18 protein-coding genes are annotated in these 22,699 nt (G+C 73.6%); 3 read left to right on the top strand and 15 right to left on the bottom strand.

Features of this window, described 5'->3' with window-relative positions; genetic code table 11:
- Window positions 1-9 precede the first annotated feature (9 nt).
- The 11 genes from murG to mraZ form a co-directional block, all read right to left on the bottom strand.
- Complete coding sequence (gene murG / locus DEFCA_RS0117510; protein WP_025324298.1) at window positions 10-1,089, bottom strand: undecaprenyldiphospho-muramoylpentapeptide beta-N-acetylglucosaminyltransferase; 1,080 nt, start codon at window positions 1,087-1,089, stop codon at window positions 10-12.
- Window positions 1,077-2,180 (bottom strand): putative lipid II flippase FtsW, encoded by a 1,104-nt coding sequence (gene ftsW, locus DEFCA_RS0117505; protein ID WP_025324297.1) that lies wholly within the window; start codon window positions 2,178-2,180, stop codon window positions 1,077-1,079. Before ftsW ends, murG begins: the two co-directional genes overlap by 13 nt.
- Complete coding sequence (gene murD / locus DEFCA_RS0117500) at window positions 2,173-3,516, bottom strand: UDP-N-acetylmuramoyl-L-alanine--D-glutamate ligase (RefSeq protein ID WP_025324296.1); 1,344 nt, start codon at window positions 3,514-3,516, stop codon at window positions 2,173-2,175. The genes ftsW and murD overlap by 8 nt, the downstream gene beginning before the upstream one ends.
- A gap of 5 nt (window positions 3,517-3,521) precedes the next feature.
- Window positions 3,522-4,598: a phospho-N-acetylmuramoyl-pentapeptide-transferase gene (gene mraY / locus DEFCA_RS0117495; protein WP_025324295.1), complete on the bottom strand. Its 1,077-nt coding sequence runs from the start codon at window positions 4,596-4,598 to the stop codon at window positions 3,522-3,524.
- Window positions 4,599-4,601: 3 nt separating this feature from the next.
- Window positions 4,602-5,954, bottom strand: coding sequence for a UDP-N-acetylmuramoyl-tripeptide--D-alanyl-D-alanine ligase (locus DEFCA_RS0117490; RefSeq protein WP_025324294.1), 1,353 nt, complete (start codon window positions 5,952-5,954; stop codon window positions 4,602-4,604).
- Window positions 5,951-7,447, bottom strand: a complete 1,497-nt coding sequence (locus DEFCA_RS0117485; protein ID WP_025324293.1) for a UDP-N-acetylmuramoyl-L-alanyl-D-glutamate--2,6-diaminopimelate ligase — start codon at window positions 7,445-7,447, stop codon at window positions 5,951-5,953. The genes DEFCA_RS0117490 and DEFCA_RS0117485 overlap by 4 nt, the downstream gene beginning before the upstream one ends.
- A 227-nt stretch (window positions 7,448-7,674) precedes the next feature.
- Window positions 7,675-9,657 carry a penicillin-binding protein gene (locus DEFCA_RS0117480; protein ID WP_025324292.1) on the bottom strand — a complete coding sequence of 661 codons (1,983 nt, stop codon included), beginning with the start codon at window positions 9,655-9,657 and terminating at the stop codon, window positions 7,675-7,677.
- Window positions 9,632-9,958 (bottom strand): cell division protein FtsL, encoded by a 327-nt coding sequence (locus DEFCA_RS0117475; protein WP_025324291.1) that lies wholly within the window; start codon window positions 9,956-9,958, stop codon window positions 9,632-9,634. The genes DEFCA_RS0117480 and DEFCA_RS0117475 overlap by 26 nt, the downstream gene beginning before the upstream one ends.
- Window positions 9,955-10,917 (bottom strand): 16S rRNA (cytosine(1402)-N(4))-methyltransferase RsmH, encoded by a 963-nt coding sequence (gene rsmH / locus DEFCA_RS0117470; protein ID WP_025324290.1) that lies wholly within the window; start codon window positions 10,915-10,917, stop codon window positions 9,955-9,957. The genes DEFCA_RS0117475 and rsmH overlap by 4 nt, the downstream gene beginning before the upstream one ends.
- On the bottom strand, window positions 10,904-11,227 hold the full coding sequence (locus DEFCA_RS0117465) for an STAS domain-containing protein (protein WP_025324289.1): 324 nt from the start codon (window positions 11,225-11,227) through the stop codon (window positions 10,904-10,906). Before DEFCA_RS0117465 ends, rsmH begins: the two co-directional genes overlap by 14 nt.
- Entirely contained in the window at window positions 11,224-11,664 is a 441-nt protein-coding gene (gene mraZ, locus DEFCA_RS0117460) for a division/cell wall cluster transcriptional repressor MraZ (protein ID WP_025324288.1), read from the bottom strand. The genes DEFCA_RS0117465 and mraZ overlap by 4 nt, the downstream gene beginning before the upstream one ends.
- Window positions 11,665-12,040: 376 nt before the next feature.
- Between mraZ and DEFCA_RS0117455 the strand changes: the two genes are divergently transcribed.
- From DEFCA_RS0117455 to DEFCA_RS0117445, 3 genes are all read left to right on the top strand, one after another.
- Window positions 12,041-13,516, top strand: coding sequence for a nickel-dependent hydrogenase large subunit (locus DEFCA_RS0117455; protein WP_025324287.1), 1,476 nt, complete (start codon window positions 12,041-12,043; stop codon window positions 13,514-13,516).
- 25 nt (window positions 13,517-13,541) lie between these two features.
- Window positions 13,542-14,453 carry a hydrogenase small subunit gene (locus DEFCA_RS0117450; RefSeq protein WP_025324286.1) on the top strand — a complete coding sequence of 304 codons (912 nt, stop codon included), beginning with the start codon at window positions 13,542-13,544 and terminating at the stop codon, window positions 14,451-14,453.
- Between the two features lie 336 nt (window positions 14,454-14,789).
- Window positions 14,790-16,442, top strand: a complete 1,653-nt coding sequence (locus tag DEFCA_RS0117445; protein ID WP_025324285.1) for a methyl-accepting chemotaxis protein — start codon at window positions 14,790-14,792, stop codon at window positions 16,440-16,442.
- Between the two features lie 101 nt (window positions 16,443-16,543).
- On the opposite strand, the gene DEFCA_RS0117440 is transcribed toward DEFCA_RS0117445, so the two are convergent.
- The 4 genes from DEFCA_RS0117440 to DEFCA_RS0117425 are packed head-to-tail and all read right to left on the bottom strand — an operon-like array spanning window position 16,544 to window position 22,590.
- Window positions 16,544-17,827 (bottom strand): HlyC/CorC family transporter, encoded by a 1,284-nt coding sequence (locus DEFCA_RS0117440; RefSeq protein WP_025324284.1) that lies wholly within the window; start codon window positions 17,825-17,827, stop codon window positions 16,544-16,546.
- A gap of 50 nt (window positions 17,828-17,877) precedes the next feature.
- A complete protein-coding gene (locus tag DEFCA_RS0117435) occupies window positions 17,878-19,638 on the bottom strand; it encodes an ABC transporter ATP-binding protein (protein ID WP_025324283.1) in 1,761 nt (586 codons plus the stop codon).
- Window positions 19,635-21,368 (bottom strand): ABC transporter ATP-binding protein, encoded by a 1,734-nt coding sequence (locus DEFCA_RS0117430; RefSeq protein ID WP_025324282.1) that lies wholly within the window; start codon window positions 21,366-21,368, stop codon window positions 19,635-19,637. The genes DEFCA_RS0117435 and DEFCA_RS0117430 overlap by 4 nt, the downstream gene beginning before the upstream one ends.
- Window positions 21,369-21,378: 10 nt before the next feature.
- The gene (locus tag DEFCA_RS0117425) at window positions 21,379-22,590 is read right to left on the bottom strand and encodes a DUF3426 domain-containing protein (protein ID WP_025324281.1); all 1,212 of its coding nucleotides are present in this window, start codon (window positions 22,588-22,590) and stop codon (window positions 21,379-21,381) included.
- Window positions 22,591-22,699 lie beyond the last annotated feature (109 nt).

Raw genomic sequence — 22,699 nt, 5'->3', positions numbered from 1 at the left:
CCCAGCCGCCTAGCTGCCTCGCCGCTCCGCCGCTTCCAACAGCTCGTCCACGATCACCCGGGCCGCGTCCCGGCGAGCCCAGGCGGCGGCGGCCGCCGCCATGGTCTCCAGGCGGCCGGGCCGGCCGGCCAGGTCCGCGATCCGCCGGGCCAGGGCCTCGGCCGAGAGCTCGGGCTCCGGCAGGCAGACCGCCCATCCGGCGGCCTCGGCGGCGCGGGCGTTCTTCTCCTGGTGGCCCCCGGCCGCGTGGGGGTACGGGATCAGCACCGCCGGCCGGCCGGCCGCGGCCAGCTCCCCCACGGTCAGGGCCCCGGCCCGGGCCACGGCCAGATGGCACCAGGCGTAGGCCCCGGCCATGTCGTCCAGGTACTCCACCACCCGCACCCCCGGGCCCGGCCCGTACCGGCTCGCCACCTCGTCCTTGCGGCCCGGTCCGCTCTGGTGCAGCACCTCCACCGGACCGGGAACCCGGGCCAGGGCATCGGGCACCGCCAGGTTCAGGGCCCGTGCCCCCTGGCTTCCGCCCACCACCAGCACCCGCAGCGCCTCGCCCCCCCTCCGGTCCGGGTAGGGGAACGGCTCCGCGAACTCGGGCCGCAGGGGGTTGCCGGTGACCCGAACCTTTCGCCGGGGGAACCGGCCGGCCGCCTCCTCGAACCCCAGATAGACCCGGTGCACCCACCGGCCCAGAACCCGGTTGGCCACGCCCGGCCAGGCGTTCTGCTCCTGGACCGCGGTGAACGCCCCGAACAGCCGGGCCAGGGCCACCACCGGCACCGAGGCGTATCCCCCCACCCCCAGGCAGGCGTGGGGCCGTACCCGCCGCAGGATCCGCGCGGCATCCCCCAGCCCCCGCGCCGTCTGGACCAGGCCCCGTACCGCGCCGGCCGGGCCCTTGCCCACCACCCCTGCCGCGCGCACGGCGTGGAACGCAAACCCCATCCGGGGCACCACCCGGGCTTCGAGGCCGCGGAGGGTGCCCGCGAACACGGCCTCGTGCCGGCCCGGCCGGGCCACCAGCTCCTGGGCCACGGCGATGCCGGGGTACAGGTGCCCCCCGGTGCCGCCCCCCGCGATCAGGACTCGCACCGGCCCAGCCCCGCCAGCACCCCCACCGCCGCCAGGTCCACCACCCAGCCCGTTCCCCCGTACGAGAGGAACGGAAAGGGCAGCCCCTTGGTAGGCAGACACCCGGTCACCACCAGGGCGTTCAGGCCCGCCTGGAGTCCCAGCCAGGCGGCCACCCCCACGCCCAGGTATCGCCGGAAGGGGTCGGTCTGGCGGGCCGCCAGCCAGAACCCCCGGCCCACCAGGAGCCCGAACAGGAGGAGCACCGCCGCCACGCCCACGAACCCGGCCTCCTCGGCCCACACGCTCAGGATGAAGTCGGTGTGGGCCTCGGGCAGGTAGAATAGCTTCTGCTGGCCCCGCCCGATCCCCACGCCCCACAGGCCGCCGGACCCGAACGCCAACAGGCTCTGGACCAGCTGGAACCCCGCGCCCTGGGCGTGCTCCCAGGGGTCCAGGAACGCCAGGATCCGCTCCCGACGAAACGGCACGAACCACAGGGCCCACACGGCCACAGGCACCGCCGGCAACAGCCCCGAGGCCAGGTGCGCGGGCCGCACCCCGGCCGTGAAGCACACCAGCAGCACCACCCCGCCCACCAGGGCCGCGGTGCCCAGGTCGGGCTCCGCCAGGATCAGCGCCAGGGGCACCGCCGGGATCAGCACGTGGGGCAGGTACCCGTAGGCGAACGACCGCAGCCGCTCCCCCCGGCGGGCCAGGCTGTCGGCCAGGAACAACACCACCGCGAACTTGGCCACCTCGGACGGTTGGAACCCCACCGGCCCGACCCGGATCCATCGGTGGGCCCCCTTCACGGCCTGACCCAGCCCCGGCACCCAGCACAGGGCCAGCAGCACCGTGCTCAGCCCGAGGATCGGGTAGGCCCACGGCCGGAGTCGCTCCGCCGGGACCCGGCTCGCCGCGGTCATGGCCACCAGTCCCAGGCCGGCGTACACGGCCGAGCGTTTCAGGTAGGCCAGGGGGTCACCGCCGGCCCCGCCGAACGCCCGGGGCGCGGCCGAGGAGTACACCAGAACCAGCCCCAGGCCCACGAGCACCGAGGCCGCGCCCAGGACCCAGGGGTCGGGCCGGCAACGCCCGGCCTCACCCACGGCTCCGCCTCCGCTGCCACGCCCGCCGGCACAGGGCCTGGAAGGCCCGACCGCGCTCGGCATACCCGGAGAAGCGGTCGAAGCTGGCGCAGGCCGGCGACAGGAGCACGGTGTCGCCCGGCTCGGCCGCGGCCACGGCCGCCTCCACCGCCTCGGGCCAATCGTCGAACATCCGCACCGGAACCACCCCATCGAGCACCCGGGCCAAGGCCGGGGCGTCCTGGCCCACCACCACGGCCACCTTGACCCGACCCCGGGCGGCCCCGGCCAGGGGCGCCAGGTCCTGGCCCTTGGCCTGGCCCCCGGCCACCCACACCACCGGCCCAGGCAGAGAGGACAGGGCCTCTCGAGCCGCATGCACGTTGGTGGCCTTGGAGTCGTCCACGAACCCGACGCCGCCGGCCTCCCAGAACCGCTCCATGCGGTGGGGCAGCCCCGGGAACGAGACCGCCGCATCCCAGGCCCTCTGCGGGTCGGCCCCCATCCAGGCGGCCGCGAGCACGGCCGCCAGGGCGTTTCGCAGGTGGTGCCGGCCCCGGGCCCGGCAGGGGTCGGCATCGAGCCGGACGCCGTCGCGGCCCGGCAGGCACACCACGGCGTCGTCCCCCTCCAGCCACGCCCCGGCCGGCAGGGGGCCCTGCTCCGAGAACCCCAGGAGCACGCCCCGGCTCCGGCGGGCCAGGGCCCAGGCCGCGGGGTCGGCGGCGCAGGCCACGGCCGCGTCGCCCTCGCCCTGGTTCCGGAAGATCCGGGCCTTGGCCTCGGCGTACGCCTCGGGGGTGCCGTGCCAGTCCAGGTGGTCCTGGTCCACGTTGAGCAGCACGGCCACCCGGGGGCGGACCGTCTCGGCCGTTGCGAGCTGGAAGCTCGACGCCTCCACCACGGCCAGCTCCCACGCCCCCCCCAGGGCCTCCACCAGGGGGGTGCCCAGGTTCCCCCCCACGAACACGGCCCGGCCCTCGGCCGACAGGGCCCGGCCAACCATCTCGGTCACGGTGCTCTTGCCGTTGGTGCCGGTGATCGCCACCAGGGGGCAGCCGAGCTCCCGGGCCGCCAGCTCCAGCTCGCCCACCACCGGCACCCCGGCCCGCCGCAGCTCGGCCCACAGGGGGTGACGGGGGGGCACCCCCGGGCTGACCACGGCCAGGTCGTAGCACGCGACCGGGTCGCCGGCGTAGGGGGCCGCGGGCAGATCCGGGGGCAGCTCCACGGGTCGGTCGTCGTGGACCTCCACCCTCGCCCCGCGGCCGGCCAGGTACCGGGCCACGGCTCGTCCCGATCGACCGGCCCCCAGCACCAGCACCCTCTTCCCGTCGAACCGCGCGCCTCGAGCCATTGGGTTCACCGCAGCTTCAGGGTGCCCAGGCCCAGCAGGGCCAGGATGATCGATACGATCCAGAACCGCACGATGATCTTGGGCTCGGCCCACCCCTTCAGCTCGAAATGGTGGTGGATGGGCGCCATCCGAAACACCCGCTTGCCCCGGGTCTTGAACGAGACCACCTGGATCATCACGCTCAGGGCCTCCACCACGAACACCCCGCCGACCACCGCCAGCACGATCTCGGACTTGCTCACCACGGCCACGGCGCCGAGGGCGCCGCCCAGGGCCAGGCTGCCCACGTCGCCCATGAACACCTGCGCGGGGTACGCGTTGTACCAAAGGAACCCCAGGGCCGCCCCGGCCATGGCCGCGCAGAACACGGCCAGCTCGCCGGCGCCCGGCACCCAGGGGATCTGCAGATACTCCGCGATCCGGGCGTGACCCGCGGTGTAGGTGAAGATGAGGTAGGTGAGGCTCGCCGTGATCACCGGGCCGATGGCCAGGCCGTCGAGGCCGTCGGTCAGGTTCACGGCGTTGCCCGCGCCCACCACCACGAACACGGCGAACGGGATGTAGGCCCACCCCAGGTCCGGCCGCAGGTTCTTGAAGAACGGCACCGCCAGTCGGGTGTCGAATCCGGGCAGGGCCCACAGGGCGGTGCACCCGGCCGTGGCCACCACCACCAGGGACCAGAACTTGGCCCGGGCCGGCAGGCCCCGGCTGTTGCGCCGGGTCACCTTGAGGTAGTCGTCGGCAAACCCCACCGCCGCGAACCCGAAGGTGATCCCCAGCACGATCCACACCCGGGGTTCCAGCGGATCGGACCAGGCCAGGGTGGCCACGCCCAGGCCCACCAGGATCAGGATGCCCCCCATGGTGGGGGTGCCCGCCTTGGCCAGGTGCCTCTCCGGGCCGTCGTCGCGCACCGCCTGGCCCACCTTGAGCCGTTCGAGCCAGCGGATCACGGCCGGCCCGAAGAACAGGGCGATCCCCAGGGCCGTGAGCATGCCCAGCACGCTCCGGAACGTGAGGTACCGGAACACATTGAACGGCCCGAACGCGTCGCTCAGACCGTAGAGCAGACGATACAGCAACGCTCATCGCTCCAGGGCGTCGGCCACGGCCTCCAGGCCCAGGGCCCGGCTGCCCTTCACGAGCACCCAGTCCCCGGGCCGGAGGCGCCGGCCCACGGCCGCCACCAGGGTGGTTTGGTCGTCGTAGGTCCAGATCCGCTCCGCCGGAAACCCGGCATCGAGCGCCCCCTCCCGGATCGCCTCGGTGCGCCGGCCCAGCAGGTGCAGCTCGGCCAGGCCCAACCGGGCCGCGGCCCGGCCCACCGCCTCGTGGCCGGCCCGGCACAGGGGGCCCAGCTCGAGCATCTCCCCCAGCACCGCGATGGCTCGGCCCCCGGCCGCGAGCTCGGTCAGGGTCTCCAGGGCGGCCTCCACCGCCGTGGGGTTTGCGTTGTAGCAGTCCACGTACAGACGGGACCCGGCCCGGCCCGGCCGCACCTCCCCCCGCAGGGGCGCCGGGCCCAGGCCCTCCCACGCCCGGGAGGGGTCGGCCGGCTCGATCCCGAGGGCCCGGGCCGCGGCCAGGGCCGCCAGGGCGTTCGCGGCGTTGTGGCGGCCAGGCAACCCCAGCCGGATCCGGCGGCCGCCCACCCGGAACTCGCAGCCTCCCCTTTCACCGGTTCGGTAGGCCTCGCCCCGAACGTCCGCGCCCTCGGACCAGCCGAAGGTGAGCACCCGGATCCCGGGCGGGGGCACGAGGAGCTCGTCGCCGTGGGGCAGCACCAACGTCCCCCCCGGCCGCAGCCCCCGGGCGATGGCCAGCTTCTCCCGGGCCACGCCCTCGATCCCACCCAGGCCCTCGGTGTGACAGGCCCCCACGCAGGTGATCACGGCCACGTCCGGTCGGGCCACCGCCGTGAGGTGCGCCATCTCTCCGGGCTCGCTGATGCCCAGCTCCAGCACCGCGGCGGTCTCGTCCCCCAACGCCCCCAGCAGGGTCAGGGGCAGGCCGACCCGGTTGTTCCAGTTGCCCGGGCTGGTCAGAACCCGGCGGCCCGCCGCGGAGAGCAGGGCGGCGGTGAGCTCGCGGGTGGTGGTCTTCCCCGCACTTCCGGTGACCGCCACCACCGGAAACCCGATGCGATCCCGCACGAACGCGGCCAGGTCCCCCAGGGCCTGGAGGGTGTCGGCCACCCGCACCGCCGGCACCCCGGGGGGCGGCTCGCCCCGGTGGATCACCACGGCCGCGGCCCCGCCGGCTGCGGCCTCGGCCAGGTGGTCGTGGCCGTCGTGCCGGGGCCCCCGAAGGGCCACGAACAGGTCCCCGGGCCGCAGGGTGCGCGTGTCGGTGTGCACCCGCTCCATCCACCGCTCGGGGTCGCCCCCGCGCAGCTCGCCCCCGGTGGCCCGGGCCACGTCGGCCAGCCTCAGCCTCACGCCGCCGCCTCCCGCTCGGCCAGGGCCCGCCGGGCCTCCAGCCGGTCGTCGAAGGGCAGAACCTCGGGGCCCAGGGTCTGGGTGGTCTCGTGGCCCTTGCCCGCCAGCACCACGGCGTCGCCCGGCCGGGCCGCCGCCACCGCCCACCGGATCGCCTCGGCCCGGTCGGGCACGCGCACGTAGGAGCGATCCTGCCCGAGCTCCGGCGCGGCCCGGACCCGGGTCCACCCGGCCGGCAGGCCGGCCTCGATCTCGTCGAGGATCCGGTCGGTGGGCTCCGACCGGGAGTTGTCGGCCGTGATCACCAAGGCCTGCGCCCACCGGGCCGCGGCCCGGGCCATGGGGGCCCGCTTCGAGCGGTCCCGGTCGCCGCCGCACCCGAACAGGGCGATGACCCGGCCGGGGGTCACCTCGGCCACGGTCTGGAGGACCCGGTCCAGCGCGTCCGGGGTGTGGGCGTAGTCCACGTACACGGCGAACCCCAGCCGGTTCGGCACCGGCTCGACCCGGCCCGGCACGGCCGGGGCCCGGGCCAGATGCGCCGCGGCCCGCTCTCCGTCGATGCCCAGGGCCAGGGCGCAGGCCAGGGCGCAGGCCGCGTTGGCCGCGTTGAACCGGCCCACCAGCGGAAGCTCCAGCGCCACCTCCCGGTCCGGCAGCCGCACCCGCCCCCGGAAACCCCACGGGCCTTGGTCGTCCACCACCACCCGCACGTCCCCCGCCTCCAGCCCGAACGACAGGGCCCGCGGGCCCAGCTCCGCCAGGAGGCGCCGGCCGAAGGGGTCGTCGGCGTTCACCACGGCCGGCGCCCCGGCCGCGTATCGGGTGAACAAGAGCCGCTTGGCCTCGAAATACGCCTCCAGGGTGCCGTGGTAGTCCAGGTGATCCTGGGTCAGGTTCGTGAACGCCACGCACGCGAACCGGGTCGCCTCCACCCGCCGCCGGGCCAGGGCGTGGGAGCTGACCTCCATCACCACGGCCTGGGCCCCCTCGTCCCGGGCCCGGGCCAGGGCGGCCTGGAGGGCGGGGGCGTCCGGCGTGGTGAGCGGCGCCGGCTCCTCCCCGCGGGGGAACGCGTACCCCACGGTGCCCAGCCGGGCCGTGACCCTTCCCTCGGAGGCCAGGATGTGCTCCACCAGGAACGCCGTGGTGGTCTTGCCGTTCGTCCCTGTGATGCCCACCACCCGGAGCCGACGGGAGGGGTGGCCGTGGAACGCGGCGGCGGCCCGCGCCAGTGCGGCCTCGGGGTCGTCCACCCTCACCCGCACCGCCCCCGGCGCCTCCACCGTCCGGCTCACCAGACACACAGAAGCCCCTGCCGCGGCCGCAACAGGGGCGAAGGCGTGGCCGTCCACCCGGGACCCCGGCACGGCGGCGAACAGGTCTCCCCGCCGCACCGTCCGGGAGTCGCAGGTGACCCCCCGGATCTCGGGGTTCCCCGGATCCAGGGGTCGGGCTCCGGGCAGCTCGGGCATCAGGTCACTCAGACGCATGATCCTCGCCGTGGGCAAAGACGGCAACGCGGTTCTTCCATGTAACTTCGGTCGACGGTCGTCAGTCGTTGGTCGTCGGTCGGGGGCCTTCGGCCCGCTGGGCGGCTAGGCAGCTAGGCGGCCGGGCGGCTCTCGAATCGCGCCAAAGCTCGGGAGCATGGGGCCTGCTGGAGACCCGCCCCTACCCAACGGCCCGATCCCCTCGGAATTTCTCCAGTTTCTAGCCTCTAGCTCCCAAAGGGCGGCCGGAACACCACGGTGCAGGTGGTGTCGGGCCCCAGACGCGTGCCGGGGGCAGGGTCCTGCTGGGCCGCCCACCCCGTCCCCAGGAACCGGACCCGACCGGCCACCCCGGCCCGAGACAGCAACCGGAGGGCGGCGCGCATCGTGAGCCCCCGGCAGTCCGGCATGACCCCCGGCTCGGCAACGGCGCCGGTCTTCCGGCGGCTCGGGGCCGGGACCGCCTCGGCCGGCCGGGCCGAGGCCACCGCCTCGGGCGCCACGCCCAGGTACGCCAGGGCCCGGCGGGCGATCTCCCGGAACACCGGACCGGCCACCATCCCACCGTACCGCGAGCCCTTCCGGGGCTCGTCCACCGCGGCCAGGATCACCAGCTGGGGGGCGCGGCTCGGCACGTACCCCACGAAGCTCGCCCACACCTTGCGGGGGTTGTACCGCCCCCCTTCCACCTTCCAGGCGGTGCCGGTCTTGCCGGCCACCCGGAACCCCGGCACCAGGGCCCGGGGGGCGGTGCCCTCCGGGCTCACCACCCCCTCGAGGATCCGGGTGAGACGCCGGGCCGTGGCCTCGGAGATCACCCGGCCCACGGCCTGGGGCTCGTACCTCTCCACCACGCTTCCGTCGGGGGCCCGCACCTCCCGCACCAGGCGCAGCCGCATCCGGAGCCCCCCGTTGGCCAGGGCCGCGAACGCCCCCGTCACCTGCAGGGCCGTGGCACCGATCCCCTGGCCGTAAGCCAGGGTCTTGGGGGTCATCAGGGACCACCGCCGGGGCTCGGGCAGGAGCCCCCGGGACTCCCCCGACAGCTCCACCCCGGTGGGCTCCCCGAACCCGAAAGCCCGGTAGCCCCGGTACAGCTCCTCGGGAGGGAGCCGCTCCGAGAGCTTCGCGACCCCGATGTTGCTGGAGACCCGAAGGATCTCCTCGACCGTGAGCCACCCGTGGGGCTTGTGGTCGTGGATGGTCCGGCCGTGGACCTGCCAGGCGCCGTTCTCGCAGAACACCCGCTCGTCGGGGCGGGCCAGCCTCCGGTCCAGGAGCAGCCCCACGAACAGGGCCTTCAGGGTGCTGCCCGGCTCGAACACGTCCACGGCCGCCCGGACCTTCCGGTCGGCCGGCCGGCTGCGGCCCAGGGCGTTGGGGTTGAAGGCCGGGACCTGGGCCAGGGCCAGGATCTCGCCCGTGCTCGGCTCCACCACCACGGCCACCCCGCCCCGGGCGTCGCTGGCCTTCACCGCCCGGGCCAGTTCCTCCTCGGCGATGTGCTGGATCGTCTCGTCCAGGGTGAGCACCAGGCTGCCACCCGACGCTGCCAGGGGATCCGGGGCGTCGGGCAGCATCAGCCGCCCCCGCGCGTCCCGGGTGGCCAGAACCCGCCGCTGGCGCCCCCGGAGCACCGAGTCGAACCGGTACTCCAGGCCCCCCAGGCCCTGGCCGTCCGCCCCCACGAACCCCAACACCTGCCCGGCCAGGGACCTCTTGGGGTAGAACCGCTGGGGCTCTCGGGCCAGGCCGGTGCCCGGCACGTCGGCCCGGCGCAGGGCCCGGACCTCGGACGGGCTGAGCCCCCGCTTGATCCACGCGAACCGGGCCCCCCCCCGCTCGAGCCGGCGCCGAAGCCGATCGGCGGACCACCCCAGGATCTCACCGACCCGGGCCACGGCCTCCGGGTCGGCCAGCAGCACCGAGGGGTCGGCGAACAGGCTCCAACCCGGCACGCTCAACGCCAGCTCCCGCCCGTTTCGGTCCAAGATCGGCCCGCGGGTGGGGAGGATCTCGATCTGCCGCTGGTGCTGACGCCGGGCCCGCTCCTGGAGCCGAGGCGCCTGCACGATCTGGAGATGCGCGGCCCGGAGGGCCGCCGCGGCCAGCAGCGAGAGCACCAGGCCGGCCACCAGGGCCAACCGGATGCGCTCGCCCCGCAGCGGCCGGGCCGACCGGTTCCTAGTCGGAGAGAACGACGACCGCATCCCGGCCCGGAACCACGAACCCCAGGCGGCGGGCCTCCCTTTCGATCCGGTTCGACGCCCCCAGGGCCGAGCGCTCCACCTCGAGGTTGGACAGGCGGGCGGCCGCCGCCTGCTTCTCCCGCACGAGCTCGTTGATCTCGTAGCGCAGCCGGATGGCCTGGAGCCGGACCGCCACCAGGAACAGGGCCGCGGTCAGGCACAGCCCGAAACAGCCGGCCCGCACCAGCCAGGCCCTCAGCCCGGGCACGGTTCCCGTCAGGATCTCGGCGCGAAGCACTCGGGTGAGCGCGGTGGTCGTCATGATTGTCCTCCCTGACCCCGGTCTTGCACAAGGCGTTCGGCCGCTCGCAGGCGGGCGCTCCGGGCGCGGGGGTTCCGGGCCTTCTCGTCGTCGCTCGGCCGGACCACCCGACGGGTGAGGACCCGAAGCCACCCGGGCCGGCCGCAGGTGCACCGCAACGCCTCGACAGGGCAGCGGCACCGGGGCTCGGCGTTGCGCAGGGCCTGTTTCACCCGCCGATCCTCCAACGAATGGTACGAGATCACCACCACCCGTCCCCCCGGAGCCATCACCTCGGGCAGGGCGGCCAGGAACCGATCCAGGGCCTCGAGCTCCCGGTTCACCGCGATGCGCAGGGCCTGGAACACCCGGGTGGCGGGGTGCTTGGGGCCGCGCCGGCCCAGCGCCCGCTCCACCACCTCGGCCAGCTCCCCCGTGGTGGAAAACGGCTTTCGGCGCCGGGCCGCCACCACCGCCCGCGCCGCCCGACGGGCCCGCGGCTCCTCCCCGTACTCCCGGAACAGCCGGGCCAGCTCGGCCTCGGGCAGGGTGTTCACCAGGTCCGCCGCGGTGACCGGAAGCCCCGGATCCATGCGCATGTCCAGGGGGCCGTCCCGCCGGAAACTGAACCCCCTGCCCCCCTCGTCGAGCTGCCGGGAGCTCACGCCCAGGTCCAGGAGGATCCCCGTGGCCTGCCCCCACCCTTCGTCGGTCAGGAGTTCGGCCAGGTCCCCGAAGTTCCCCGGTCGAAGCCGGACGCGGGGGTCCTGGGCCAGGTCGGCGGCGGCAGCCAGAGCGCCGGGATCCCGGTCGATCCCCAGCAGGGCCCCTGCCGGCCCCAGCCGCTCCAGGATCCGACGGGCGTGCCCTCCCCCGCCCAGGGTGCCGTCCACGTACCGGCCGTTCGGATCGGTCACCAGGAGATCCACGACCTCCCGGGCCAGCACGGGCACGTGGTATGGCCGATCAGGCGGCGTCATGGGCCTGCAGGGCCTCCCGGAGGGTCCGGAACTCGGGGAGATCTCCGTCGGCCCCGCCCACGAACCGGAGGATCTGCCGCAGGTAGGGGCTCGGCCCCACCAGCTGCACCCTCCGCCGCCGGGCCAGCAACAGGAGCTGGCTCGCCATGCGGTAGTGGAGGTGCCGGGCCTTGCGCAGGTCCACGACCAAACGGTCGCCCGGCGCGCCCCGCAGGGCCTCCTCGAAGTCCCGAGCCCGCTCCAACCCGACGTCCCCCTCGATCCGGACCACGATCACCCCCCGGTGGGTGCGCCGGACGATGCGGGTCACAGCCCCAATCCCCCCACCGCCCCGGCGATCTCGTCGAACTGGGCGGCCACCGCGTCCATGGCGGCGTCGTAGCGTTCCTTGGCCCAGATCTCGAAGTTCTTTCCCATCCCGGCGAGCACCACCTGGCGGTCGAGGCCGGCGTAGGCCCGGAGGGTGGGCGGCACCAGGATACGGCCGGCCCGGTCCACCGCGCACTCCTGCGCGGGGGCGTAGAAGAACCGTCGAAAGGCCTGGATCTTGGGATCGAAGGCGGGCAGTTCGTTGATCCGGGCCTCGAGGGCCCTCCACTCGTCGGCCGGGTAGGCGACCAAGCAGTCCTTGTGGCGGGTCAGGTAGAGGGGGGCGCTGAACGTGGTCTCCAGGGCTTCCCGGAAGCGAGCGGGGATGCTGAGCCGACCCTTGTCGTCGATGGTGTGCTCGAAGCATCCCCGGAACATGCGGCCTCCATGGCCCTGGAACCCACTCTATCCCACCTCATCCCACATCATGGCCGGACTATACAAAGCCGTCCCACCGCTGTCAAGCAAACCGGGAGGAAAGAAATCCAGCCACGGACCACGGCCGGCCGGCGCCGGCTGCCCCGGCCCCTCCTCTGTCCCCCACGGCCTGCAACAACTCGAAACGAGCCCCCTTCGAATGCGAGTCTTTTCCAACTCCGGCAAATTTTGCGTGCCGGTCCTCGGAAAATCCCCTCCGATTTCCTAAAGCTTTCCCAGGGATTTGCCGACCTGGACCCCGGATGCCACGGGGCGTTCCAACGGATCGACGGTGGGGCTCGGCACCGGCTCCCCGCCCCAGCAGGAGGACCACGTCATGGCCACGATCGTGCTCGACCCGGTGACCCGGATCGAGGGGCACCTCAGGGTGGAAACCCGCTGGGACGGCCCCAGGCTCGCCGAGGCCCGGGTGGCCGGCGAGATGTTTCGCGGTTTCGAGTCGATCCTGAGGGGGAGGGACGCCCTGGACGCGCCCGTGATCACCCAGCGCATCTGCGGGGTGTGCCCGGTGAGCCACGCCGTGGCCTCGTGCCGGGCGCTGGAACAGGCCCTGGGGATTCGGGTGCCGCCCAACGGCCGGCTGCTCCGCAGCCTGGTGCTGGGAGCCAACTTCCTCCAGAGCCACCTGCTCCACTTCTACCACCTGTCGGCCCTGGACTTCGTGGACGTGGGAGCACTTTTGAAATCCGACGATCCCGATCCGGCGGTGCGGGCCCTCCGGACCTGGGTGGAGGCCGAGGTGCGGTCGAACCGGGTACTTCCCGCCGCCCCCTTCCTGCCCCAGTGGCCCGCTGGGCTGCCCTCGGACGGCCGGTGGGCGGGACGGGCCCTGGGACACTACCTGAAGGCGCTGGAGGTGCGACAGGCCACCCACCGCATGGCGGCCCGGTTCGGTGGGCGGGTTCCCCACACCGCCACGCTGGTTCCCGGCGGAGTCACCGCGGGCGTGGATCCCCTCGGCGTCGAGGGGTTCCGGAGCGAGCTGGCCTCGGTCCGCGGGTTCGTGGAGCAGGTGTACCTGCCGGACGCGCTCGAGGTGGCGGCCCGGTTCCCGCACCTCGCCGGCCAGGGCGTCGGCCCCGACCGGTACCTCGCGTTCGGGGCGTTCGAGGAGGCGGACGGACGGCCCTGGCTTCCGGCCGGCGTGTGGGCCGGCGACCGGCTCGAGCCGCTGGACCCGGGCCGGATCACAGAGGAGACCGCCCACAGCCGGTACCGGGGGGCCGAGCCCGACCCGGAAAAGCCGGGTGCGTATTCCTGGCTCAAGGCGCCCCGCTACGACGGCCGCCCGGTGGAGGTGGGCCCCCTGGCCCGGCTCCGGGTGGCCGCGGCCTCGGGGCTGCCGGAGGTGAAGGAGGCCGGGGAGCGGTGGCTCGCGCCCGCCGGTCTGCGGCTGTCGGAGCTCTCCGGCGTGACGGGCCGGCACCTCGCCCGGGCCCTCGAGGCTTGGATGCTGGCCCGCCGCATGGAAGCCTGGCTCGACCGCCTCGACCCTGCCGGCCCCACGGTCGGGCCCTACGAGCCCAACGCCTCGGGGGACGGGGCCGGCCTCGTGGAGGCGCCGCGGGGAGCCCTGGGCCACTGGGTGAGCGTACGGGAGCTTCGGATCGAGGCCTATCAGTGCATCGTCCCCAGCACCTGGAACTTCTCGCCCCGGGACGGCCGGGGCCGGCCCGGGGCGGTGGAGGCCGCCCTGGAGGGGCTGGAGCCTCTGGAAGGGGAGCCCAGGGGGCTGGCGGTCGCGCGGGTGGTGCGCTCGTTCGATCCGTGCATCGCCTGCGCGGTGCATTGAATCCGCCGACAAAGGAGAACCCGCCATGGCTCACACCCGACGGGAGTTTCTGCGGGATGCGGCGATGCTGGCCGCCGGACTGGGGCTCGGCTCGGGCTCCGTGCCCCGGCTCGCCCGGGCCCTGGAGGGACTGGCCGCCCGGCGGCCGGGCCTGGTGTGGCTCCAAGGGCAGTCGTGCTCCGGCTGCTCGGTGAGCCTGTTGAACGGGGAGCGGCCCGGTCCGGCCGAGCTGCTGACCCGATACTTCTCGGTGTGGTTCCACCCCACCCTGTCCGCAGCCACCGGAGACGAGGCACTGGCAGCGGTGGACCGGGCCGTGAACGCCGGGGGTTACCTACTGGCCGTGGAGGGGGCCATGCCCCTGGGTATGCCCCGGGCCTGCACCGTGGGCGACGAGCCCATCGCGAGCCTGGTCTCCCGCGCGGCGGCCCGGGCCCGGGCCGTGCTGGCCGTGGGGACCTGCGCGAGCTTTGGGGGCATCCCGGCAGCCGCGGCCAACCCCACCGGCGCGGCCCCGGTGAGCGAGGTCCTGGCGAGGGCGGGGGTCTCGGTCCCCCACCTGAACGTGCCCGGCTGCCCGGCACACCCCCACTGGATCGTGGGGACCGCCGTGCTGGTGCTGCACAAGAACGACATAACGGTCGATGAGGAGCACCGCCCCACCGCGTTCTTCGGCCGGCCGGTCCACGACCAGTGCCCCCACTTCGCCCGGTACGAGCGCCAGGAGTTCGCCCGAACCCCGGGCGAGGACGGGTGCTTGTTCAAGCTGGGGTGCCAGGGCGCCCTGACCCACGCCGACTGCCCCTGGCGGGGGTGGAACGGCGGGACGAACTGGTGTGTGAGGGGCAGGGCTCCGTGCACGGGGTGCGCCCGGCCGGGATTCGCTCGGGACCCGGCCTACCCGTTTTTCCGGCTCAACGAGGGCCGCACCGCGTGACCTCGCCGGGGAGACGGCTTCCATGTGACTTCCGCTAGGACGCTGGGAGGCTGGGACGCTGGGACGCATGAAAACCTACTTGATTCCGGAGTGTTCCAAGTATGGCCCCACCTCTTTGGCGCCACCTCAGGGTCCGGGGGGCATGGGGTCTGCTGGAGAGCCGCGCGCGGCCGGAAGCAGGCCCCATGCCCCCGAGCTTTGGCGCGGTTCGAGAGCCGCCTGGCGCCCAGCGGGCCGAGGGCCCCAGACCGACGACCGCTGACCGTCGACCGAAGTTACTGGAAAAACCAAACCATCGGCCACATCCCGAGGTCCAGCGTTTCTGCGGAGGGTTCCATGCGCATCGGGATCCAGGTGAAGGCGGGGGGATTTCTCGTGGCGGTGCTGGCCCTGTCGTTCGGGCTCAGCACCTGGGTGGCCACGAGCCGTTCGACCCAGGCGTTGGAGGAACAGGCCCGCTCCAATGCCGAGGCGTTGCGGGCCTCGGCCCTGGCCCAGGCCCGCAACGTGTTCGCAAGCCTCGAGACCGGGACCAAGGGATCCCTGGAGCGGGGCGAGATGGACCAGTTCGAGGACCTGCTGGCCGACCTTGGAAAGATCGGAGGGGTGGTCGAGATCGGGCTCCTGGATCCCAAGGGGAAGATCGCCTACGCCAGCCGGGAAACCTCGGTGGGAAAACCGTTCGACCCAGCGGCCTTCCGCCGGGCGTCGACCGGATCGGGGGTGGCCGAGGTGCCCGGTGCCGGGGAGGTCGTGCTTCTGCGGGCCCACAGGATGGCGGCGGACTGCCTCCGGTGCCACGACGAGGCCAAACCCGGGGACCTGGCCGGCGTGCTGTACGTGCGCTACAGCCTCGCGGACCTCGTTCGGGCCCAGCAGGAGAGCCGAACCTTTCTCGCCCGCGCCCGCCGGGCGAGCATCGCCACCGGCGTGGTCACGGGGCTCGCCGGCCTGCTGGCCGCCGCCCTGGGTACCTGGGTGCTGCTTGGCGTCCAGGTGGGCCGCCCGATCCGGACCCTCACCGCCCGGGTGGCCGAGATGGCCACCGGCGAGGCCGACCTCACCCGCCGCCTCCCCGTGACCAGCCGGGACGAAATGGGGGAACTGGCCGCGGCGTTCAACGCCTTTCTCGAGAAGCTGCAGGCCCTCATCCACGAGGTGCTCGACACCGCAAACCAGGTCACGGCGGGCAGCCACGAGATCCTGGAGGCCAGCCGCGCGGCCCTGCAGCGGGCCGAGGAGCAGAAGGACCTCACCCATGCGGCGGCCACCTCGGCCGAGGAGATGAGCGCCACCGTGCTTCAGGTGGCCCGGGACGCCGGGGACGCCGCGGCCACGGCCCGATCGGCTTCCGAGATCGCGGAGACCGGCGGACAGACCGTGGAGTCGGGGATGGCCGGCATGGGCCGGGTGGAGGAGCGGGTGCGGGAGATCGCGGCCCAGGTCCGGGACCTCGGCCGCCGCACCGGCGAGATCGGCGCGGTGATGCAGGTGATCGACGACATCGCGGACCAGACGAACCTGCTGGCCCTGAACGCGGCCATCGAGGCCGCCCGTGCGGGCGAGCACGGCCGGGGGTTCGCCGTGGTGGCGGACGAGGTCCGGAAGCTATCCGAAAAGACCGCCCAGGCCACCCGCCAAGTTCGTCAGACGGTGGCCGGGATCCAAAAGGAGACCGAGCAGGCGGTCGCTTCGGTGGAGGACGGGCTCCGCGAGGTCGAGGAGGCAAGCGCCCAGGTCCGCCAGGGGGGCCAGGCCCTGTCCGAGATCGTTGCGCGAATCGAACAGACCGCCGACCGGGTGGCCCAGATCGCCACGGCCACCGACGAGCAGAGCGCCGCCGTGGGGGAGATCAGCCGGAACCTGGACGCGGTGGCCGATCTCGCCGCGACCCTCGCCGAAGCCGTGGAGGAAGCCCGGGGCACGGCCGAGCGCCTGGGGGAGCGCACCTCCCGGCTCCAGCACCTCATGGAGAGGTTCACGGTCTGATACCAAGCTGCCATCCATCGCATACGGATCCGGGGGCGGGGCAAGGGCCCTGCCTCCGGCCGGGCGCCAATAGTTTTGAATGCAACTCGGTCTGACGCCCCTCACCTTCCTCTGACCTCTGATTGCTGACGCGGGAGCGGGGTGATCCGGACCAGGAGCACCCGGTGGCCGGCGGTGCGCTCCACCGTGTAGCGGTGGCCGAGGTACTCCAAGGCCTCCTCCGGCTGGGGGATGTGGCCGAGCCGGGTCATCAGGAACCCGGCCAGCGTGACGTCCGGCTCGGTGGGCAGGCGAAGCCCCAGCTTCTGGTTCAGCTCACGGATCGGGGTGCCCCCGTGCACCAGGGCCTCCCCCCCGGGGAGGAACCGGATCGGCTCGGCCTCCACGTCGTGCTCGTCCCGGATCTCGCCCACGATCTCCTCGATCACGTCCTCCAGGGTCACGATCCCCTCGACCCCCCCGTACTCGTCCACCACCACGGCCATGTGGAACCGTCGGGTCCGAAACTCGTACAGCAGGCTCTCCAGGTCCTTGGTCTCGGGCACGAAAAACGGCTCGCGGGCCACCTGGGCCAACTGGCCGTTGGGGTCCCGGATGAGCAGGGCCACGGCGTCGCGCACGTGGGCGATGCCCACGAGGTCGTCCAGCTGCTCGCGGTACACCGGCAGCCGGGTGTAGCCGGTGCGCACGAAGGTCTCCACCGCCTCCCGCAGGGGAGTGGACACGTCCAGGGCCTGCACCCGGGTGCGGGGCACCATGATCTCCCGAACCTGTTGCCGCCCGATCCGGAAGATGCCGTGGAGCATGCGTCTGCGCGTCTCCTCCACGACCACCCCCGCCCCCTCCGTGAGAAAGGCCTGGATTTCGTCCTCCGAGAGGCTCGGCCGGGCCGAGGCCTCGGGCCGGGCTCCCATGAGGCGCAGCAGCCCGTTGGAGAGCCAGGTCACGGCTGCCACCACGGGATAGAGCACCCGGCACAACACGGCGAACACCGGGGCCACCGCCAGGGCGACCGGCTCCGGCCGTTGGGCCGCGAACGTCTTGGGGGCGATCTCGCTGAACACGAGGAGCAGCAGCGTCATCACGCCGGTGGCCACCGCGATCCCTTCCTCGCCGAACAGCTGCAGGGCCACGGCCGTGGCCAGGGCCGAGGCCGCGATGTTCACCAGATTGTTTCCCACCAGGATCGTGCCGATCAGGTGGTCCCGCCGGGTCAGAAGGGCCTCGTAGATCCGGGCCCGGAAGTCCCCCGATCGGGCCCGGTAGCACATCCGCCACCAGTCCGCTCCCAGCAGCGCGGTCTCCGACCCCGAGAAGAACGCGGAGAGCACCAGCAGCCCCCCCAGGGCCAGGAGGTGTTTCGGAACGTCCAACTCGGTGAGCACGGTGTTTCCTCCGCCGGCCGGCCGCCGCCGTCCCGGAGCCGGCCCTGTGGTCAGGAACGCAGCAGGTTCAACTCGTACAGCGATCGGTACAGCCCCCCCCGCTCCAAGAGATCGGCGTGGGCCCCCTGTTCCACGAGTCGCCCCCGGTGGAGGACCGCGATCCGGTGCACCCGCCGGACCGTGGTCAGCCGGTGGGCCACCACCAGCGAGGTACGGCCCTGCAGCAGCACGGCCAGGGCCTCCTCGATCCGAGCCTCGGTGTCCTGGTCCACCTCGGAGGTGGCCTCGTCGAGGATCAGGATCCGCGGCTCGCCGGCCAGGGCCCGGGCGAACGCCACCAGCTGCCGCTGGCCCGAGCTCAGGCCCGCCCCCTCCTCGCCGAGAACGGTCTCGTACCCCCGGGGCAGGGCCTCCACCATGGGGTGGAGCCCCACGGCCCGGGCCGCGGCCACGGCCTGTTCCTCACCCACCCACTCACGGCCCAGGCGGATGTTCTCCAGGACGGTGCCCCGGAGCAGGACCGGGTCCTGGGGCACCAGGGCCAGGTGGCGGGACATCCAGGCCGGATCGATCTCGTCCAACGGCACCCCGTCCACCAGGATGCGGCCGGCCCTCGGCCGGTAGAACCCCAGCAACAGGTGCACCGCGGTGGTCTTGCCCGCGCCGGTGGCCCCCACCAGGGCCACCGACTCCCCCGGGGGGATATCCAGGTCGAACCCGGCCAGCACGTCGGGTCCGCCGCCGTAGCCGAACCGGATTCCCTCGAACCGGATCCCGCCCCGGATGACCGGCCGGCCCCTGCCCGACCGCGCCTCGGCCGGCTCGTCCAGGAACCCCACGATCCGTTCCACCGCGGCGAGCGACGCCTGGAGCACGTTGATGCGCTCCCCCACGTCCCGCAGGGGCCGGAACAGCCGCTGGACGTACTCGAAGAACGCCACCAACGCCCCGAAGGTCAACCCCCCTTCCGCCGCGAATCCGGCCCCCCTCCACAGCACCAGGGCCAGGGCAAGGGCCGAGAACAGCTCCACCAGGGGGAAGAACAGGGCCTGCAGAGTCACCGACCGCACCTGGGCCCGGAGGTTCGCCTCCCCGTGGTCCCGCACCCGTTCCAGGCTCCACGCCCGGGCCCCGAACAGCCTCACCACCTCGGCGCCCCGCAGGTGCTCGTGCACGGCCGCCGTCAGGCGCGACGTGTGCTCCCGCGCGGCCCGGTATGCCTCGCGCATGCCCCTGCGCACCCACTCGGAGGCCAGCAGGAGCACCGGGAACACCGCTACCACGGTCAGGGCCAGGCCGGCGTGGAGCCGCACCAGCACCGTGAGGATGCCGAGCACCAGGATCAGGTCTCCCAGCACCCCCACCATGCCGGCGCTGAACAGATCGGCCAGCACCGCCACGTCGGACGACACCCGGGAGACCACGGTGCCGGCCGGGGTGTGATCGAGCCGGGCCATGGGAAGCGCGAGCGCCTTGGCGAACAGGCGGGTCCGCAGGTCGCGCAGGATCCGCTCCCCCCGGGTCCGCAGCAGCACCGTCTGGGCTGCCTCCACGCCCCCCACCCCCAGCTGAACCGCCAGATACAGCGCGGCGAGCAGGGCCAGGCCCCGGGCGTCGCCCCGCACCACCGGCCCGTCGATGGCGACCTTGATGAGATAGGGACCGGCCATCCGGCCCGCGGCCCCCAGCCCCATGAGCCCCACCCCTGCCAGCAGAGCCGAGCGGTACGGCCGGGTCACGGGCCACAAACGGGCGAGCAGCCGCCAGTCCCCCGGCCGCACCGGCCGCGTCTCGGTGCCCCGGGGCCTCACGGCTCCTCCTCCAACTGCCTGCGCAGGGCCTCCTCCCTGTACAGCCTCCGGTAGGCGGCCAGCTCGTCCCACAGGTCCTCGTGCCGCCCGAACGCGACCACTCGGCCTCCGGCCAGGAACCACACCCCGTCGGCCTCCTCCACCTCGAACGCCCGGTGGCTCACGACCAGCAGCGTGCGGCCGCGGAACCGTTCCCGCAGCCGGCCGATCACGGCCCGGGCCGTGCGGGCGTCCAGATTGGAGAGGCTTCCGTCCAGCACGAGCACGCCAGGGTCCCCGTACACGGCGCGGGCGATGCCGAGGCGCTGGCGCTGCCCCCCGGAGAGCGTCACCCCCCCCTCGCCCACCGGGGTGTCGAGCCCACCTAGCAGGGCCGCCACATCGTCCGCCAGACCGGCCAGGGCCAGGGCGTCCCAGATCTGGGCGTCGTCCCGGGGCCGCCCGAGGCACACGTTGGCGGCCACGGTGTCGGAGAAGAAGAAGTCCTCCTGGGGCACGACGGCCAGGTGGCGCCGGAGGGCCGCGTCGGAGACCTCGTGGATCGGGGCCCCGTGGACCGAGATCCGACCCGCCTGAGGCCTGCGGAGCCGCGCCAACAGGCTCACCACCGTGGTCTTCCCCGAACCCGTGGGTCCCACCAGGGCCCACACCCCCCCTTCGGGCACGCGCAGGTCCACACCGGAGACGGCGGGTCCGCGGGATCCCGGGTAGCCGTAGGAGACGCCCTCGGCCTCCAGGCAGGGGCCGTCCGCCCGGGGCAGGGGGCCGGTCGGCTCGGGCTCGGCCGGCCAGGCCCGCACCTCCTCCAAGCGGCCCATCGCGGCCGCCCCCCTCTGGAACAGGCTGAGGGTCCACCCCAGCGCCACCATCGGCCACACCAACATGGCGAGGTACGCGCTGAAGGCCACCAGCCCCCCCAGGGACAGGCTGCCCTCGTACACCCAATATCCCCCCAGGCCCAGCACGGCCACGTGGCCCAGGCCCGCCAGCACCCCCACGGCGGGAAACACCCCGGCCCAGGCCCACACCACCCTCTCCCGGGCCGTGCACAGCGCCTGATTCTCCCTTTGGAACCGCGCCTGCTGCCACGCCTCCCTGCGGTAGGCCCGCAGCACCCGCACGGCGGTGAGCGTCTCGTGGACCCGGTCGGCCAGGTCCCCGGCTGCCCGATCCGCCGCGAGAAACCGCTGGTGGAGCCGCGGGCTCATCCGGCGCACGATCCAGGCGATCGCCGGAAACGGGGCGAGGGCCACGAGGGTGAGCCCGGGGTGGATCCGCCACAGAAGCACGGCCGTGGCCGTGGCCACGAGCACGGTCTGGCACAGGTTCAGGAGGCCGGCCCCCAGGAAGAGTCGGAGGTCCTGGATGTCGTGGAGGGCTCGGCTCACGAGGTCGCCCCGGCGAGCCGTGTCGAGGGTTTCCACCGGCAGGCGGAGAAGATGGCCCACGTAGGCCATGCGCAGCTCGTGCTCGACCCTCCGGGCCGCGGCCAGCACGAGCCGGCGCGACGCGAACCGGAACCCGGCCTGGCCCAGGGCCAGCCCGGCGAGGAGCGCCGCCAACCCCGGCACACTGCCCGAACCGGAAGCCACGGCGTCCACCCCCCGGCTCAAGACCTGGGGGCCGGCCAGCTGAAGCGCCACCGAGTAGACCAGGGCGACGAAACCCCATGCGAAGGCCTTCGCATGGGGCCGAAGATGCGGGAACAGGGGACGGAAGACTCGGATCACCCCGGGGAACTCACCCGCCCGAAGCCCCCTCGCGGGCCTGGACCACCTCCACGTTGAACTTGGTGGCGCCCTCCGGGGCCGGCAGGAACACCACCATGAACGGCACCCGGGCCCCGGGTTGGATGTCCATGTTGCTCAACCCCTCGCCCACCTCGTTCTGGAGGCGCGCCTCGATGTCCTGGGGGGGCAGCTTGGCCAGGTCCGCCTCGGTGAGGACGTTCCCGCAGAACACCTCCCGAGATGCCAGGGGGTTGCCCTGGGCGTCGAACAGGTTCCCCCGGACCCGGATCAGGCTTTGGGGAGCCTGGGACCGGTTCCACACCTCGCCCCGAATGACGAACACCCTGCGCCCGCCCACCTCGCGGTAGTAGCCCTCCAGGTTCTGGACGGTCAGCCGGGTGTTGACGGCACGACGGTGCCACAGGGCCCGGATCTTCGAGGGGCTGAGGAACGTGAACGCCTCGGGGTGGCGGTACACGTTGTAGCCGGTGAACCCGGCAATCCCCACCGCCGCGAGCGCCACCACCCAGAACAGGGGGGACCGCCTCCGGTCGCGGGCCACCAGGGGCGAACGCTTCCCAGGGTCGGGCCGACGGGGGCCCCGCTGCAGGTCGAGGCGGGGCATGTCGTCCGCCAGGCTCTGGACCTGGACGCCCCCCGAAGGCCGAGGGGGAACCAGGTCCTCCTCGCGCACCCGCTCCAGCGGCTCGGGTTCCGCCGCGGGGGTGGGTTCGGCCTCCTCGGGACCGACCTCGAAGTCCCCCAGGTCCAGCTCCCCCAAGGACGGAAGGTCCTCCAGATCGGGCAGATCCGGTTCGGAGGCCTCGCTCCCCTCGGATTCCGGCTGGACCGACTCGCCCTCGCCCTCGAAATCGCCCAGATCCAGCTCGCCCAAGGGGGGCAGCTCGTCCTGGGCCGGCACCTCGGGTTCCGCCTCGGGCGCCGGGGCCTCCTGGGGCGAGCCGTCGAAATCGAAGTCCTCGAACCGCGCCTCGGGGGTCCCGGCAGCGGCCTGCGCAGCGGGTGGGGACTCCGGTTCCGGCCGGGGCTCCTCCCGGCTCGGCTCCGCCGCAGAGGGTGTCGGCTCAGGCGGGGCTCCCACCCGGCGCCGCACCGCAAACAGGTTCGTGCACCGGGCGCACCGGATCTTCACCGCACCTTTGGCGAGCTTTTCGTCCGGAACGTCGTAGCGGGCGTGACACTTCGGGCAGGAGACGAACATGGGCCTCGTCGGCTTCTCCCAAAAGGGCTCAATACTCGCGGCATAGTAGCCGAAGAGGTAAGGGAGCGCAACAACGCGGCCCTACGGCCCCTGGGAGCGAAGCCGAAAC

The sequence above is a fragment of the Deferrisoma camini S3R1 genome (genome assembly GCF_000526155.1).
In the GTDB taxonomy this organism is placed as follows: Bacteria; Desulfobacterota; Deferrisomatia; order Deferrisomatales; family Deferrisomataceae; genus Deferrisoma; species Deferrisoma camini.
The sequence above is the reverse complement of the archived record's forward strand: the minus strand, read 5'-3'. Positions and strand labels throughout refer to the sequence as shown.